The sequence below is a fragment of the Achromobacter sp. Root565 genome (assembly GCF_001427425.1).
Taxonomy (GTDB): domain Bacteria; phylum Pseudomonadota; class Gammaproteobacteria; order Burkholderiales; family Burkholderiaceae_B; genus Achromobacter; species Achromobacter spanius_D.
The window spans coordinates 159,442-174,901 of record NZ_LMGO01000005.1; the positions used below are offsets into that span (position 1 = coordinate 159,442).

Genomic DNA, 15,460 nt, shown 5'->3' on the forward strand with positions numbered 1-15,460 from the left:
GGCTGCGGCACGCGCCCGAAAAACCAGCGCGGATTATGCTTGAATTCTCCGTGGCGGGGCCGCGCTTGCGGCGCCGCCACGGGCGGTTGACGTCAATCCAGGCCGTGGAAGACCGAATCGTCGGGACCGACATGCGACGGATGCTGCCACGTCACATCGCGCAGCGAGTGCTGCACCAGGCCTTCCACGCCCAACAGCACCGCGAAGATCGCCATGCGGATGGGAATGCCGTTGTCGGTCTGGCGGAAGATGGCCAGACGCGGATCGTGGTTCAGGTCCACGCTGAGATCGTTGGCGCCAGGACGGCTGTCACGCGGCAGCGGGTGCATCACGATCGTTTCGGGGCTGCAGTACGCGTCGATGATGGCGCGGTTGACCTGGAAGTCCGGCGTGTAGCCTTCGTTCTCTTCGTTGGCGAAGCGTTCCTTCTGAACGCGCGTCGCGTAGATGACGTCGGCGCCCGCCAGGCCTTCGGCCAGAGAAGACTTCTGTTCGATGATGTTGCCGTTGCGGCTGGCCTGCTCGACGATGTAGGTCGGCATCTCCAGGCCCTTGGGCGAAATCAGCGAGAACTTCACGTTCTTGTACAGCGCCATCAGCTTGATCAGCGAATGCACGGTGCGGCCGTACTTCAGGTCGCCGACCATGGCGATGTGCGCGCCGTCCAGCAGCTTACCCAGGCGCGAGAATTCGGTCAGGATGGTGTACAGGTCCAGCAGCGCCTGGCTGGGGTGTTCGCCGGGGCCGTCGCCGCCGTTGACTACGGGGATGTTCGTCGCGCGCGCGAATTCCGCGACCGAGCCTTGGTCGGGATGGCGGATGACCATCGCGTCCACATAGCCGCTCATGACGCGGCTGGTGTCATAGATGGATTCGCCCTTCGCCATCGACGAGAACGTGAAGCCGGTGGTGTCGCACACCGAGCCGCCCAAGCGGCAGAAGGCGGAACCAAAGCTGACCCGGGTGCGGGTGCTGGCCTCGAAGAACAGGTTGCCCAGCACGGCGCCTTCCAGCACGCGCGACACCTTCTGGCGGCGCGCGATGGGCTGCATCATGTCGGCCACGCGGAACAGGTCTTCGACAGAGTCGCGGGTGAACTGGTCCACCGAGAGCAGCTGGTTCTTGCCTTCCAGGGCAATGCGATCACGCAGCGGGCCGTCTTGTACGCTTTGCGTATATTTTTCCAGTAGCACACCGTTTTGCACGATTTCCGTGACAAAGCGCTGGACGACTTCCGGCATTGCTCGGAATTCCTGTGAGCCTTCCGGCAGAAGCCAGGTATCAAGCGCCCGGCGCTTGACGCCGATACGCGTGGCGAACACATCGCGGGTGAGGTTGAGGCGGCGCATGGCGTCGCGCAGAAAGGCTTGCTGGGAGATGCTCATGACGGGCCCCAAAAAGAGGATTTATATACGCAGTGCGCATATTATTCCTACCATCTTTACAAGTCCAACATTTTTGCGCATACGGGTTTACCCGAGTTTTTTATCGCTGTGCGTAGGCCGCCGCCTGCGGCGTGGCAGTCGCGGCCTGCCCGGCCGCGAACCAGCACGCCCCGCAGAAAGCCAGCATGCTGGCCAGGTAGCACACCAGCGCCAGCAGTTGCGCGGGCCAATGGCCGCGCGTCAGATGACCGTTGTAGCCTTGCCGCAACAGGCTGACCTGCGCCAGGTAGGCAAACGCCACGCCCAGGCCCGCCAGCACCAGCCCGGCAAGAAAAAACAACAGAGGTACCTGCAGATCGGGCGCGGCAATGTCCGACCCCACAATGCCTAGTGAGAATCCGACCAGGATCAGGGCAGCGCCGCCGTTCAACCACCCCAGGAAGCGAAACGCGCCGGCCAGCAACGCGAACGACGTGCCGTTTGCGCGGAGCTGCTGGGCGCGGGGGTCCATGGATCAGCCGCCCGTGGCGCTGCGGCAGATGGGCGTCGCGCTCTGAATCGACTTGCGCGCCGCCGCGATCTCGGCCTCGTCCCAGCGACCTTCACCCAGGACCGTCACAGTCACCTTGGAGGTGGCAGGACCGTCGGCCTCGGCGGAAATCAATTCCAGCACGGTTGCCGGCTGGCCGACCTTGTAAAGCTTGATTTCGTCCGGCGCGCCCTTCTCGCCAAGGCTATGGCGCCACGCATAAGAGACGCCATAAGGATGGCTGACCTGCGTATGGCACGTGCGCACGTATTCGCCGGCACGGCGGAACGCCGCCTGGTAATTGGTGTCGACGCTAAAGGTTTCCTTCTTGGCGGTTTCCGACTCGTAGACCCCGGTGCTGGCGCAACCGGCCAACGTGGCCGCCACCGTAGCCGCCAACGTGACAGCCACCCATACAGACTTGCGCATGATTCTTCCCGCCATTGCTATTCGGACTTCCGCGATTATGCCAGCGGCTGCAAAAAGGCCACGCCGGAAATGCCAGTTTTTGGCACTCCGTGCGTGGCCTTGCGCCGTCGTGACGGCAACGGGCCAGGCGCCTTAGCGCTTTTCCGCGGCCCCTTCGATCTTTTCCCCGCCCCGCTGGATATCCTTTCCGGCCCCGGCGACGGTGTTGCACCCCGCCGACAGCGCAGCAATCGAAAGCATCATGACGAGAAAGACTTTGTTCTTCATAAACATCTCCTGTCTGGGCATGGAAAAAACGAAGCCCAGCATACCTCAAAGGCCCCAATTTGCGCGAGACGTGCCGGACCCGGCGGGCGCGCCCGCCACGGACACGCTTCAGACCGGAATTGCGGGCGTCCGCGAACAGTCGTGGTGACACAAGCGCGTCACGTGTAACAACACCGACAAGAAACCGTCACCACCCTTACGCGCCGGTGACATTTGCGAGGCATTCTCGCCTGTCGCGTATTTGCCGCCAATGGATTAGGATGCGCACATGACGAAGAAACAAGCATCACAACCCGCCGGGGCCGGCCCGCAAGGCTGGGGCTGGGAAAAGCCGCAATGCCGAGGACAGGCCGCCCTGGCGCTGTTCATCGACGACCTGCATCGCATCCTGCAGGCGCATGCCGCGGGCAAGCTGGCGGACAGCAGCTCGCTGTCGGACGCGCAGGCCCAGGTGAATGAATTGCTGGCGCGGTACAACGAAGTTTCTGCCGCACCGGATATATTTCTGGGGCAGTCAGTCGAACTCAAAGAAGGTATCGACCGCAGCGGCGTCGCGCATACGGTGCCGATTTTTTCGCCGCGCCTGAAGCAGTCGCTGGTGTCGATGCTTGGACAAGGTCCGGGATGACATCCCGGCAAGCGGCCCGGCTGGCGATCAAACAGGACGGCCCCCAAAAGGAAGGAGACTACAAGATGAGCACGGACAACGTTATTGAGTTTCTCCGCCTGCTGTCCCTGGACGTTACGCTGGGCGCCGCTGCCCAGCATGCCGCAAGCCAGGCCGACGCGCCGCTGGCCCTGGCCCGCCTGGCAACCTCGCACGGCCTGCCCTGCAATGCTTCGGATTGGTCTTCCTTTGCGCGCAACTGCCTGGACAACCTCGACCTGACCGAGGGCGACACAGGCATGGCGAACGCCACGATCTGGCAACTGGTGCAGGATCCCGCCCACGGGACGTCCATTCCCGCCAGCGCCATCACCCGCGTGATCGGCATCATCTCGCAGCCCGAAGGCGAACCACCCGTGGTTGGCCACGTGGTCAGCGACTTGGCGCCCCGTGCGCCGATGAGCATGGCGCCGCATACGACGGGTTCCTGATCAGGTCTGCGCGCGGCAGTCCGCTCAGGATTGCCCTTTCAGAAAATCAATCACGCCAGCCGCGCCGGATGCGCCGCTGGCCATGCAGGCCGTCAACAGGTAACCGCCCGTTGGCGCCTCCCAATCCAGCATTTCCCCAACACAGAACACGCCGGGCACGGCGTTGAGCATCAGCCCGGCCGTCAGCCCCGCGAATGCGACGCCCCCCGCCGTGCTGATCGCCTCGTCAATCGGCCGCGACCGCACCAGCGTCAATGGCAAGGCCTTGATCCGCTGGCCCAGGCGCTCGGGGTCCTTGAAGTCTTCGGCGCTGGCGCATTCACGTAGCAGCCCCGCCTTGACACCGGTCAGGCCCAGGCGGCTCTGCAGGTGGCTCGACATGGAACGGGCGCCGCGCGGATGCGTCACCGCTGCCATCACCTTCTCGTGCGGCCAGTCCGGCGCCAGATCCAGCATGGCCACGGCGCTGCCGTCGGCATCGATCTGGTCGCGCAGGGTGGCGGACAAGGCATAGACGAGGCTGCCTTCAATACCCGTCTCGGAGACGACAAATTCGCCCTGGCGGGCGGGTCCGCCGCAGGCCATGGAAACGGACTTGACCGGCTGGCCCGCAAAGCGGCTGCGAAAGTGTTCGGACCAGGCGACGTCGAACCCGCAATTGGCGGGCCGCAAAGGCGCGACCGGCACGCCGTGCGACTGCAGATCCGGCACCCAGGCGCCATCGGATCCCAGCTTGGCCCAACTGCCGCCGCCCAGCGCCAGCACGACGGCATCCGCGGCATGGCGCACTTCACCGTCGGGCGTCGCAAAACGTAGGGCATCCACGCCTGCCTTGCTATCGCCCCAGCCGAGCCAGCGGTGCCGCATGTGAAACCGCACACCCTGTCCGCGCAGCCGGGCGAGCCAGGCCCGCAACAGGGGAGCCGCCTTCATCTCCTGCGGGAACACCCGGCCCGAGGAACCTACAAATGTCTGGATGCCCAACGCATGGGCCCAAGCGCGCAGACCGGCGCCGTCCATCGTTTGCAGCCATGGCTGCACGAATGGGGCGCGGTCGCCAAAGCGAGCGAGAAAAGGCTGGGCGGGCTCGCTGTGCGTCAAATTCAGGCCGCCCCGCCCCGCCATCAGGAATTTGCGCCCCACGGAGGGCATCGCGTCGAAGACGTCCACCTGCGCGCCGGCTTCGCTCAGTTTTTCCGCCGCCATCAGGCCGGCGGGGCCGCCCCCAATGATGGCAACGCGTTTGGCGGACAGGCTCATGGTGCCGTCGCCGTCATGGCAGGACGCGGAAGGGAAAAAGCGGAACGCATGCGGGAGGAATCGAGACGGAGAGAACAATCGGGCACCGGGCCACGGGACGCAGATTGTCTCACGGCGGCGCGGGCCACTAGCGGGCGAGCGCGTCGCTACCGCCGGGAAAAGCCGGCGCCGACCATTTCTTGACCGTAGGCGCCAAGTCTATGTTTTTACTAGAAAAATCCGATATACGCAGCAGCTATCCCAAGGGTTTTCCACAATCCCTGTGGGTAACTGCCGCGCCCCCGGCGAGAAGCGTCAGTCGCGCTAGGCCGCCTTCATCGGACCGGACCAAGGCTCGGCATCGAGCTGGAACCGCAGTTCCTGATATTCGCCGTCGACCGCGACGTTACGCAGCAGACCGGCGTCGAGCGCTTGACCGAGCGCGCGGCGGCAGAGGGTTTCGGGATCGTCCGGCAGCGACTGGAACACCCCATCGGGGATGCGCAACCTCAGCAACGCAGAGGGATCGCCGCGGTCGGCTGGACGGCCGATATGGATGTGGGCCGGATACCCGTGAGGGCACCAGATGCCCACGTGGTACTTGCCCTCAGCGCCCGTATCAGCAACGTAGCCGGGATGATCGTATTTTGCGGTTCCCATGGACACTCCTTCTGTGCGGCAATGTAGCGCGCGTGGCCCATGGTAGCGCAGGGTTGCGGCCGTGTGCGGCTGCAGATACCCGGGTAACTCCGGACGCAGCCCGGGCATGACCCAGCGCAATCGCCAGACGAAAAAAAGCCGCGACACTGTCGCGGCTTTTTACTGCGGCCTTGCCGGGTGCATTTGAAACGCGCCGCCGGAAGACCGGGTACTGCTTGAAACTGGTTGCGGGGGCAGGATTTGAACCTACGACCTTCGGGTTATGAGCCCGACGAGCTGCCAGACTGCTCCACCCCGCGTCTGATGTGTGAATCATACATCATTTTGAAATCTTGTGCAGCGCACCCACGCGAATGTTTCCGTTTTTCGACAGAAACCCGCGAAAAAAAGCGGCGGCACGGCGCCGGATCGTGTCCAGGCGCCCGGCGGAATCCAGGCAGATCACTTGCGCGCCATCCAGTGCGGTCAGGTGCACCGCGCCGCCGTAGGACACGCCGTGAACCTCACCTGCGTTGAGCCGGACCGAAATGACGCGATGCAGTCCACCCGCGGCTTCCAGGCCGTTTGCGGCCTCTTCGACGCGCACGCTGCCTTCCACGCACACAACGGCGGCGCCTGCGCGCAGGACGAATACCCGGCTGGCGCCGGCGGGAAGATCCAGGCGCAGGCCTGGCGAGGCGGGGTCGGAACGCGGGGTCATGATGATCTCCAGAAAGACCATCACAGGCTACGCCCGCCCTGCTTTGCGCAACAGCCACACAAATCGGCTTTCTGTACCGATGCAGAGGGTCGATTTTGTGACTGTTATGGTGTACTTTGCCTGCATCTGTGCCTACCCACCGTCCAACCCCGGGGAGCAAGATCGGCGCATGGAACCTCAACCGCTGTACCTACGCCTGGCCAATCACTACCGGCGCGCCATCCAGACCGGCGTGCTGGCCCCCGCTCAGCGCATGCCATCGGTTCGCACGCTGGTGCGCACCCATCACGTCAGCCTGTCGACGGCGCTCCAGGCCTGCCGGCAGCTCGAAGACGATGGCCTGATCGAGGCCCGCCCCCGCTCGGGCTATTTCGTCCTGAAGCCCCGGCGCAACAGCATTCCGCCCGTGAGCGAGCCTGACATCCGCCAGACCCTCGGCGCGGCGCAGTATGTCGGCATTCATGACCGGGTTTCGGACTTCATCGCCAAATGCGAGGCGCACCGGGTCAGCGCCAACTTCGCGCTGGCCGCGGCCGTGCCTCAGGCCTATCCGATGGAGGCGCTCAAGCAGGCGATGACCCGCGCCCTGCGGCAGTCGCCCGAGGTGCTGGTCAGTCCCGTGCCGCCGCAAGGACATCCCGACCTGCGCGGGGTGCTGGCCCGCCGCGCGCTGGCCAATGGCATCAACGCCACGCCCGACGACGTCATCGTCACGCATGGCTGCATCGAAGCCCTGAATCTGGCGCTGCGCGCCGTCGCCCGGCCCGGCGACACCATCGCCGTGGAATCGCCCGCCTACTTCGGTCTGCTGCAGATCCTGGAAAGCCTGGGCATGCGCGCGCTCGAGATTCCCACCAGCCCGCAGCACGGACTGTCGATCGAAGCGCTGGACCTGGCGTTCCAGACCCACGGCAACATCCGCGCCGTGGTCGTCGTGCCGAATTTCCATAATCCGCTCGGTTGCGTCATGCCTGACGCACACAAGGCGCGGCTCGTGGCGCTGTGCGAGCGCCAACAGGTGCCGCTCATCGAGGACGACACGTACGGCGCGCTGACTGACGACGACACGCCGCTGGCAGCGGCGAAATCCTGGGATGCCACGGGCAACGTCATTTATTGCTCGTCGATGCACAAGACACTGGCGCCGGGAATGCGGCTGGGCTGGCTGCTCGGCGGCCGGTGGAAAGCCCGGATCGCAATGCTCAAGTTCGCGCAAAGCCGTCCCAACGAACCATTGGCGCAGATCGCCGTGGCGGAATACATGGGATCGCGCGCCTACGACCGCCATCTGTCCCGGCTGCGGCGCGAGCTCAAAACGCAGCGCGACCTGACCGCCGAGGCCATTGCCGCGCATTTTCCGCGGGGCACACGGCTGAGCGTGCCGCAAGGCGGCATGCTGCTTTGGGTGGAAATGCCCGAGGGCGTGTCGGGCATGGAAGTCTTCGAGGCAGGGCTGCGGCAGGGGATACGGGTGGCGCCCGGCGCGATGTTTTCAAATGGCGCCCGTTATAACCACTTCCTGCGCATCAGTTGCGGACAACGCATCACTCCGGAAATCTCGCACGCATTGGTGACGCTCGCGCGCATCGTGGAAGAAAGGACAGGATGAACGCGGAACTGCATCAATTCATCGCGGATTATGGCTTGTGGGCCGTGCTGGGCGGGACCTTCCTGGAAGGCGAAAGCGTGGTGGTATTTGCCGGTTTCCTGGCGCATCAGGGATTGTTCCACCTGCCTTACGTCATGCTCTGCGCCTTCGCCGGCTCGTTCATGGCGGATCAACTGCTGTTCCTGCTGGGCCGCCGCTACCGCGAGCATCGCTACGTGCAGCGCATTCGCGCCAAGCCCGCGTTCGACAAGGCATTGGCCGCGATTGACCGATATCCCAACGGATTCATATTGGCGCTGCGCTTTCTGTATGGCTTGCGGACGGTCGGGCCCGTTGCGCTCGGCGTGTCCAAGGTGCCGGCCCTGCGTTATCTGATGTTGAACGCCATCGCCGCCGTGATCTGGGCGGTCTGTTTCAGCCTGCTGGGGTTTGTGTTCGGCCGGACGATCGAGGCGCTGCTGGGACGCCTGCATGGCGTGGAAACCAAGCTGGCCATTGCCGTGGCGCTCGGCGTGCTGGTGTGGCTGGCCTATCAGGTCTACGCGCGCCGCCGCAGGTAGCGGCGAGCGCGCTCAGAACACCAATTTGCCGCTTGCGCGCTGCACATGGCGGCGGCGCGCATTGCGGTACAAAGTGCCGATGACCGGCAGGCGCGCGAGGCGGCGCAGGATCGGGTGACGCTGGTCGAAGTCGTGCCAGGCCTTGAAGCCATGGCCCATGCGCTCCCAGCTCTCCCTCGCCTCGGGGGAAAGCTTGCCGGGGTCAAATGCCGCCAGCTTTGCTGCTTCCGAGACGCGCGCCGCCAGGGCGAGGTTCCGGCCTTCCAATGAATACTGATTCCGCATGGGGCCGCATATTACCCGGGCTTGGCCTGCCGTGGCGGCGGTCGGGTTGCGCTTCGCATCAGCGCAATGGAGCCGCTTTTGACCGCCCAACGCAAGTCGTTGTAATTGAAGGAATTTGTGGATCTATGCCCGCGCTATCCCAAGGCTTGTCCACAGAACCTGTGGGTAACTGCCGCCGGGCGCATCACTTCAGGGCGGTCAGGACCATGTCGCGCACGCTTTCGAAGCCCGCGACGTATTGCGGATTCTCGGAACGCGCCAGCAGGCCGGAGTAATTCTGCTCTAGCTGCGCCTCGATGGCCTCGCGCAGGCCCGGCGAATTCTTCGCCAGATGCAGCATCGAGAGCAGCGTGGTATTGAGCGCGTCGATGCGGCCGCCCTGGTGCGAGATGGTGTGCACGACAACGGCGATCTGTTCCTGGATGTCCATGATGTAAAGCCTCCTGGCAATGAAATCTGGCGCAAATCCTAGCATGGCGATTGGGTGCGTCCGGCCCGGGAGCAAGCGACGCGCCTCCCCTGCCGCGGCTAGGCAAGCACCGGGCTCGGCGCTAGCATGAAGCGTAGCCGCAAGGGCACCGCGGCGCACGCCGCCGGCGCTGCTTCCGGGCGCCCGGCACAACCGGAGCGCGCACATGAAAACGATCCAGAATTACGTCCCGCCAAGCGCTCAGTCGCTGCAACGGCTGCAGGACAGGCTGGGCTACCCCGACAGCAGGATGGCCGAGCTGGCCGGGCTGGACACCTCGACGCCGTGGCCCAGTTATGCGGGCGGTCCGGAACCCCGCACGCTGGGCCGGCAGCGGCTGTTCTACATGATGGCCCGCCTGACACTGGAAGAATCGGAATGGCAGCGCGTGCTGGCAGCCATGCGCGAAGCGGGCGCGCACTTCGACTGCCAGGACCCGCACGGCGATGGCGCGGCGCTGCCGCCGGAACCGATGGCGGACGAAGAACGCAAGTTCGGCATGCTGCTGGTCAGCCGCAACGGCTCGTTCCACGAAATGGAGCAACTGCGCGAGTTCGCGCATTTTGCGCACGAATCGGATGTCAGCCGCTTCGTGCACAGCGCGTTCTACGACAGCGACATCGACCTGTGCCGCTTCAGCTTTGCGGACCACGACGGCCTGGACGCCGCCAGCCGTGACCGCATCTTCGATGCCGCGCACAAGACCATCACGCGCTTCGAGTTCGACGGCCGCATCTATCACGGCGGCATTCCGCCCGAGTCCGACGGCTAGCGGCGCCGCATTGACGCGGGCAGGCCGGCGCCTGTACCGTCGCCACTTCTCCTTCCCGCTCAACGCCATCGCCCATCGCATGAACGAACGACTCGACGCCATCGACCGGCAACTGCTAAGCCTCTTGCAGGCCAATGCGCGCGAACCCGCCGCCATCCTGGCGCGCAAGCTTGGCCTTGCGCGCACGACCGTGGTGGCGCGCATCGCGCGGCTGGAACGCGAGAGCATCGTTTCCGGCTATGGCGTGCGGCTTGGGCGGCTGCTGGAAGAGGCGGCGGTGCGCGCCTACTGCTTCATCAGCGTGCTGCCCAAGACGCCGGCCGCCGTGATCCGCGAACTGGAAAAGATGCCGGAGGTCGAGGAAGTGTCTTCGGTCAGCGGTCCTTATGATTACCTGATCTTCCTGCGCTGCGAGACCCACGAGCAACTGGACGCGCTACTGGACCGCATCGGACTCATCGATGGCGTCAAGCAGACGCAGACGTCGATCGTGCTCAGCAGAAAGGTCGACCGGCGCAGCGCGGTCGCGGCGCCCTGAGCGACGTATATCCTGTGGACCGTCTTTCCGGCGGGCGCAACATGGTGGTGTAATGGGGCCTGTCGCGAATCCTGGATTTTTCATGCTTGCTCGCCTTGCCCCTGCCGCCGCCCTCCTCGTCCTGTTGACCGCGTGTTCCAGCATGAGCGAGGTCACGTCCACCGCCAAGGACCAATACAGCGTCACCTACAGCTCCGGCACGCAGTTGCTGAGCTGGGTCGAGATCAAGAACCAGGCATTGCAGCGCGCCGACCAGTACTGCCAGTCCATCGGCCGCAAACTGGTCAAGCCCAGCGTGACGTCCAATCATGCCACCGGCCTGGGTTCCAAGCGCGCCACGGTCACGTTCGAATGCGCGGCGATCGATCCCCCCAAGAACCCCGCCCAATAAGCGCCAAATGAGCGCCCACGGCGCCACCCGGCTTCGGGTGTAGCATTTCCCGTGTCCCCCCTCTTTCTGCCAGCACCGTGAACACTCTCCTGCCCGTGGGCATCACCATGGGCGATGCCGCCGGCATCGGTCCCGAAATCGTCGTCAAGGCCTGTGTGCAGGGACTGGCCGCGCCCTGTGTGGTGTATGGCGATGCTGGCGCGCTGCGCCGCGCGGCAACGCAATTGGGCGCCCGCCTGGATATCACCGAGATCGCGGACATCAGCCAGGCCCGGCCGGACGCGGCCGGTATCCAGGTCGTGGCCTGCAGCGCCGCCCTGCCCGCCGGCCTGCCGCTGGGAAAGGTCAGCGCCCTGGCGGGCCGCGGCGCCTACGATTATGTGTGCGCGGCCATCGACGATGCGCTTGCCGGACACATCCGCGCCATCGTGACCGCCCCACTGAACAAGAAGTCCATGCACGAGGCCGGCATTGATTATCCCGGCCACACCGAAATCCTGGCGGACCGCTCCGGGACGCGGGACTTCGCGATGATGCTTGCCAACGACGAGCTGCGCGTGCTGCTGGTGACCATCCACGTCGCGCTGGCCGACGTCATGGCGCGGATCACGCCGCAGGCCGAATTGACCGCGATGCGTCTTGCGGACCGCGCCTGCCGCCAGATGGGCATCGCACATCCGCGCGTCGCCGTCGCGGGGCTGAATCCGCATGCCGGTGAAGGCGGAAAGTTCGGGCGCGAAGACATGGACATCATCGAACCGGCCATCGCCGCCGCCCGCGCGGAAGGCATCGAGGCCAGCGGCCCCTGGCCGGGCGACACCATCTTCATGCGCGCCCGGCGCGGGGAGTTCGACATCGTGGTGGCGCAATACCACGACCAGGGCCTCATCCCGGTGAAGTATCTGGGCGTGGACCACGGCGTGAACGTCACCGTCGGGCTGCCGTTCGTGCGCACCAGCGTGGACCACGGCACCGCATTCGACATCGCCGGCCAGGGCGTGGCCGATCACGCCTCGCTGGTGACGGCGTTTGATCTTGCGCTGGCGATGACGCCCAGAGCGCCTGACTGAACGCCTGACTGAGCGCCCAAGCGCGCCTGAAAGACCAGCAGACTGCCTCAACACGCGGACGCTTGCGTCCCTCGGGCGAAGAACCCGCGCCGGTGCGGGTCTACAATACGCCCCGTTTCCGGCGCCCCGCGCCGCCGCTTTTCCGTTCTTCCTCCCATCCCATGTCCCGCCTCGTTCGACTTCTGCCCGACCGCTTCACCCTCTACCTGATCTGCACCGTCATCATCGCCAGCTTCCTGCCCGCACATGGGCAAGGCGTGGTCGTGTTCGGCTGGATCACCAATGTGGCCGTCGGCCTGCTGTTCTTCCTGCACGGCGCGCGCCTTTCCCGCGAGGCCATCATCGCCGGCCTCACGCACTGGAAGCTGCACCTGACCATCTTCTCGGCCACGTTCCTGATGTTCCCGCTGCTGGGATTGGCCCTTCAGCCGGTGCTGGAGCCGCTGGTGACGCCCGAGCTTTACCTGGGCATCCTGTTCCTGTGCTGCCTGCCCGCCACGGTGCAGTCGGCCATCGCATTCACGTCGATGGCGCGCGGCAACGTTCCCGCGGCGGTGTGCAGCGCCTCGGCGTCCAGCCTGCTGGGCATCTTCCTCACGCCGCTGCTAGTCGGCACGGTCGTGGCCAACGCCGGCAGCGCGCCGATCTCGTTCGATGCGGTCGGCAAGATCATGCTGCAACTGCTCCTGCCCTTCGTGCTGGGCCAGTTCGCGCGACGCTGGATCGGCGCCTGGGTGCACAAGCGCAAGGCCATGCTGAAGTTCGTGGACCAGGGCTCGATCCTGCTGGTGGTCTACACGGCGTTCTCCGAAGCCATCAATGAAGGCCTGTGGAGCAGCACCCCGATCCCCGCGCTGGTTGGCCTGGTCGTGACCTGCTGCGTAATCCTGGCGCTGGCGCTGGGCTTGTCCGCACTGGCAGGCCGGCTGTTCGGATTCAGCATCGAAGACCGCATCACGCTGCTCTTCTGCGGTTCGAAGAAAAGCCTGGCCAGCGGCATTCCGATGGCCCAGGTCCTGTTCGCCGGCCACGCCGTGGGTGCGGTGGTACTGCCGCTGATGCTGTTCCACCAGATCCAGCTCATGGTCTGCGGCGTGCTTGCGGCGCGCTACGGCAAGCGGCCGGACGCCACGCACTGATCGCCGTTCAAGACGAAAAAAAACCGCGCTGCGAAGCGCGGTTTTTTATTGGCCGTGGCCGTTGCCGGGATCAGTACATGTCCCGCGGCTGCGCGCCGGAGAAGTTCAGGAAGCGCGTGCTGGAGCCCTGGAACGTCAGGCGCACCGAGCCGATCGGGCCGTTACGCTGCTTGCCGATGATGATCTCGGCCGTGCCCTTGTCCGGCGAATCGGGGTTATAGACCTCGTCCCGGTAAATGAACAGGATTACGTCCGCATCCTGTTCGATTGCGCCGGATTCGCGCAAGTCGCTCATGACGGGACGCTTGTTGGGGCGCTGTTCCAGGCTTCGGTTGAGCTGCGACAGCGCGATCAGCGGGCAATTCAATTCCTTGGCCAGACCCTTGAGCGAACGGCTGATTTCCGACACTTCAGTAGCCCGGTTTTCGCCGGAACCGTTGCCGGACATGAGCTGCAGGTAGTCGATGATGATGAGGCCAAGCTGGCCGCATTGGCGAGCCAGGCGGCGCGCGCGGGCGCGCACTTCCATCGGACTGAGCGCCGGGGATTCGTCGATGTAGACCTGCGCGTCCTGCATGAGCTGCACGGCGTGCGTGACGCGCGGCCAGTCTTCGGCGATCAGCTTGCCGGTACGCATGCGGTGCTGATCCAGCAGGCCCACGGAGCCCAGCATACGCATGGCGAGCTGCACCGCGCCCATTTCCATGGAGAACACTGCCACGGGCAGGCCCTCTTCGATGGCGACGTGCTCGCCGATGTTCATGGAGAACGACGTCTTGCCCATGGACGGGCGGCCCGCCACGATGATCAGGTCGCCGCCCTGCATGCCGGACGTCATCTTGTCCAGATCCGTGAAGCCCGTGGGGACGCCCGTCACGTCGGATGTGCTCTCGCGGTGGTAGAGCTCGTCGATGCGCTCGACCACCTGCGTCAGCAGCGGTTGGATCTCTTGGAAGCCTGCCGCGCCGCGTGCGCCTTCCTGGGCGATCTTGAACACCTTGGATTCGGCCTCGTCCAGCAGTTGGCGCGCTTCCTTGCCCTGCGGATTCATGGCGGCCGAGGAGATTTCATCCGCGATCGACACCAGCTTGCGCAGCATGGCGCGCTCGCGCACGATCTCGCCGTAACGGCGGATGTTGGCGGCTGACGGCGTGTTGTGCGCCAGGGCGTTCAGGTAGGCCAGCCCGCCAGACTCTTCGGCCTTGCCCGCGCTGACGAGGGACTCGTGCACGGTGATGACGTCGGCCGGACGCGCCAGACCGATCAGGCGCGCAATGTGGTGCCAGATCAGCCGGTGGTCGTGGCGGTAGAAGTCTTCTTCGAGGAGCACGTCCGCGATGCGGTCCCAAGCGGCGTTGTCCAGCATCAATCCGCCCAGCACCGACTGCTCGGCCTCGATGGAATGAGGGGGAACGCGCAGGTACTCGAGCTGGGAATCGGCGGGTGTGTTCATGGCTTCAATAGTAACGGCTGCAGGATATCCGCGACGCGGAAAAACCCTTGGATGTCGCGCGAGGGGAATCGGGCAAGAACGGGGCGCAGCGGCATGGCAATGCCGCACAGCACGCGCGCCAGGCGCTTCAAGCGGGCCCGGACCTCGGGTTCGGGGTTGCTGTCCAGGTAGACGTCGAGCGCCAGCTTGCCCAGCGTGCGCGCATCGGCATCGCCCAGTTTACGCAACGACACCAGCGAGGCCAGCATCTGGAACAGGTCGTACGCCTGCGCCAACGGACGCGACAGCGTCGCGCCGATGTTTTCTTCGAAGTCGATGCGCCAGATCTCGCCGTCGCGCAAAGTCACGTTGCGGATCTGCGCCCCGCCATGCCACATGCCGCGGGCATGGAAAGCGGCCAGGTCGGCCGCCGCAGCACGCGTGAGCCACAGGCGCGAGGTGGAGTCTTCGTTGCGGATGAGGTCCGCCAGGTCTTCACCCACGAATTCCAGCACGAGCAGGTTCTGCTCGCGCCACCATACCTCGGGGACACGGCAACCGGCTTCCAGCAACTGCGCCAGGCGTTGCCCTTCGTGGGCCAGGCCATTGCGCAGCAGCACGCTGGGGCGCGGAAATTCGCCCAGGAACACCTTGCAACCCACGGCAAGGAACAAGGCGCGCACGTAGCGCAGCACGTAGCTTACGCCCTGCAGGATGCCGGGCCGGCGCCGCTTGATGATGCAGCGCACGCCATCTATCGTCACATCCCGCACCGAAGGTTCACGCGACGCATCCACGCTGTCGAGCCAGGCTCGCAAACCGGGCGGCGCGTTGTGATGGACAGGCGGATGAGTCAAGAGGTCCTCGAAAATGACAGCGTAAAACGAG

The 15,460-nt window shown here is 65.1% G+C and carries 20 protein-coding genes and 1 tRNA gene; 9 read left to right on the forward strand and 12 right to left on the reverse strand.

Annotated features, from left to right (window positions below; translation table 11 throughout):
- Window positions 1-92: 92 nt before the first annotated feature.
- From ASD71_RS17380 to ASD71_RS17395, 4 genes are all read right to left on the reverse strand, one after another.
- Window positions 93-1,385, reverse strand: coding sequence for an aspartate carbamoyltransferase (locus ASD71_RS17380; RefSeq protein WP_056569372.1), 1,293 nt, complete (start codon window positions 1,383-1,385; stop codon window positions 93-95).
- A 100-nt stretch (window positions 1,386-1,485) separates the two neighbouring features.
- Window positions 1,486-1,896, reverse strand: coding sequence for a hypothetical protein (locus ASD71_RS17385; protein WP_056567381.1), 411 nt, complete (start codon window positions 1,894-1,896; stop codon window positions 1,486-1,488).
- Window positions 1,897-1,899: 3 nt separating this feature from the next.
- Complete coding sequence (locus tag ASD71_RS17390) at window positions 1,900-2,343, reverse strand: BPTD_2524 family lipoprotein (RefSeq protein ID WP_056567384.1); 444 nt, start codon at window positions 2,341-2,343, stop codon at window positions 1,900-1,902.
- Between the two features lie 132 nt (window positions 2,344-2,475).
- Window positions 2,476-2,610: an entericidin A/B family lipoprotein gene (locus ASD71_RS17395; protein ID WP_056569376.1), complete on the reverse strand. Its 135-nt coding sequence runs from the start codon at window positions 2,608-2,610 to the stop codon at window positions 2,476-2,478.
- 268 nt (window positions 2,611-2,878) lie between these two features.
- Here ASD71_RS17395 and ASD71_RS17400 point away from each other — a divergent pair, with 268 nt between their 5' ends.
- Window positions 2,879-3,238, forward strand: a complete 360-nt coding sequence (locus ASD71_RS17400; RefSeq protein ID WP_056567388.1) for a hypothetical protein — start codon at window positions 2,879-2,881, stop codon at window positions 3,236-3,238.
- Window positions 3,239-3,303: 65 nt separating this feature from the next.
- Window positions 3,304-3,708, forward strand: a complete 405-nt coding sequence (locus ASD71_RS17405) for a hypothetical protein (protein ID WP_056569378.1) — start codon at window positions 3,304-3,306, stop codon at window positions 3,706-3,708.
- A gap of 24 nt (window positions 3,709-3,732) precedes the next feature.
- Here ASD71_RS17405 and ASD71_RS17410 read toward each other — a convergent pair whose 3' ends face one another.
- The 4 genes from ASD71_RS17410 to ASD71_RS17425 all read right to left on the reverse strand — a co-directional run bounded on the left by ASD71_RS17410 (window position 3,733) and on the right by ASD71_RS17425 (window position 6,307).
- A complete protein-coding gene (locus ASD71_RS17410; protein WP_056567390.1) occupies window positions 3,733-4,968 on the reverse strand; it encodes a TIGR03862 family flavoprotein in 1,236 nt (411 codons plus the stop codon).
- Between the two features lie 303 nt (window positions 4,969-5,271).
- Complete coding sequence (locus tag ASD71_RS17415; protein ID WP_056567392.1) at window positions 5,272-5,607, reverse strand: hypothetical protein; 336 nt, start codon at window positions 5,605-5,607, stop codon at window positions 5,272-5,274.
- 222 nt (window positions 5,608-5,829) lie between these two features.
- Window positions 5,830-5,906 (reverse strand) — tRNA-Met (locus tag ASD71_RS17420).
- Between the two features lie 20 nt (window positions 5,907-5,926).
- A complete protein-coding gene (locus ASD71_RS17425; protein WP_056569380.1) occupies window positions 5,927-6,307 on the reverse strand; it encodes a hypothetical protein in 381 nt (126 codons plus the stop codon).
- 169 nt (window positions 6,308-6,476) lie between these two features.
- Here ASD71_RS17425 and ASD71_RS17430 point away from each other — a divergent pair, with 169 nt between their 5' ends.
- Window positions 6,477-7,916, forward strand: a complete 1,440-nt coding sequence (locus ASD71_RS17430) for a PLP-dependent aminotransferase family protein (RefSeq protein WP_056567393.1) — start codon at window positions 6,477-6,479, stop codon at window positions 7,914-7,916.
- Entirely contained in the window at window positions 7,913-8,476 is a 564-nt protein-coding gene (locus ASD71_RS17435) for a DedA family protein (RefSeq protein WP_056567396.1), read from the forward strand. The genes ASD71_RS17430 and ASD71_RS17435 overlap by 4 nt, the downstream gene beginning before the upstream one ends.
- A 12-nt stretch (window positions 8,477-8,488) precedes the next feature.
- On the opposite strand, the gene ASD71_RS17440 is transcribed toward ASD71_RS17435, so the two are convergent.
- Window positions 8,489-8,761 carry a hypothetical protein gene (locus ASD71_RS17440; RefSeq protein WP_235512246.1) on the reverse strand — a complete coding sequence of 91 codons (273 nt, stop codon included), beginning with the start codon at window positions 8,759-8,761 and terminating at the stop codon, window positions 8,489-8,491.
- Window positions 8,762-8,945: 184 nt separating this feature from the next.
- Window positions 8,946-9,191 (reverse strand): hypothetical protein, encoded by a 246-nt coding sequence (locus ASD71_RS17445; RefSeq protein ID WP_056567399.1) that lies wholly within the window; start codon window positions 9,189-9,191, stop codon window positions 8,946-8,948.
- A 205-nt stretch (window positions 9,192-9,396) separates the two neighbouring features.
- On the opposite strand from ASD71_RS17445, the gene ASD71_RS17450 reads away from it, so the two are divergent.
- From ASD71_RS17450 to ASD71_RS17470, 5 genes are all read left to right on the forward strand, one after another.
- Complete coding sequence (locus tag ASD71_RS17450) at window positions 9,397-10,002, forward strand: hypothetical protein (protein ID WP_056567402.1); 606 nt, start codon at window positions 9,397-9,399, stop codon at window positions 10,000-10,002.
- A 79-nt stretch (window positions 10,003-10,081) separates the two neighbouring features.
- Window positions 10,082-10,540, forward strand: coding sequence for an Lrp/AsnC family transcriptional regulator (locus ASD71_RS17455; RefSeq protein ID WP_056569385.1), 459 nt, complete (start codon window positions 10,082-10,084; stop codon window positions 10,538-10,540).
- Between the two features lie 82 nt (window positions 10,541-10,622).
- Window positions 10,623-10,931, forward strand: a complete 309-nt coding sequence (locus ASD71_RS17460; protein WP_056567405.1) for a hypothetical protein — start codon at window positions 10,623-10,625, stop codon at window positions 10,929-10,931.
- A 77-nt stretch (window positions 10,932-11,008) separates the two neighbouring features.
- Complete coding sequence (gene pdxA / locus ASD71_RS17465) at window positions 11,009-12,001, forward strand: 4-hydroxythreonine-4-phosphate dehydrogenase PdxA (protein WP_082578986.1); 993 nt, start codon at window positions 11,009-11,011, stop codon at window positions 11,999-12,001.
- A gap of 161 nt (window positions 12,002-12,162) precedes the next feature.
- Window positions 12,163-13,140: a bile acid:sodium symporter family protein gene (locus ASD71_RS17470; RefSeq protein WP_056569392.1), complete on the forward strand. Its 978-nt coding sequence runs from the start codon at window positions 12,163-12,165 to the stop codon at window positions 13,138-13,140.
- A 70-nt stretch (window positions 13,141-13,210) separates the two neighbouring features.
- Here the strand turns inward: ASD71_RS17470 and ASD71_RS17475 are convergent, their stop codons facing one another.
- Both ASD71_RS17475 and ASD71_RS17480 read right to left on the reverse strand, forming a co-directional pair.
- Window positions 13,211-14,593, reverse strand: a complete 1,383-nt coding sequence (locus ASD71_RS17475; RefSeq protein ID WP_056567408.1) for a replicative DNA helicase — start codon at window positions 14,591-14,593, stop codon at window positions 13,211-13,213.
- The gene (locus tag ASD71_RS17480; protein ID WP_056569395.1) at window positions 14,590-15,429 is read right to left on the reverse strand and encodes an RIO1 family regulatory kinase/ATPase; all 840 of its coding nucleotides are present in this window, start codon (window positions 15,427-15,429) and stop codon (window positions 14,590-14,592) included. Before ASD71_RS17480 ends, ASD71_RS17475 begins: the two co-directional genes overlap by 4 nt.
- Window positions 15,430-15,460 lie beyond the last annotated feature (31 nt).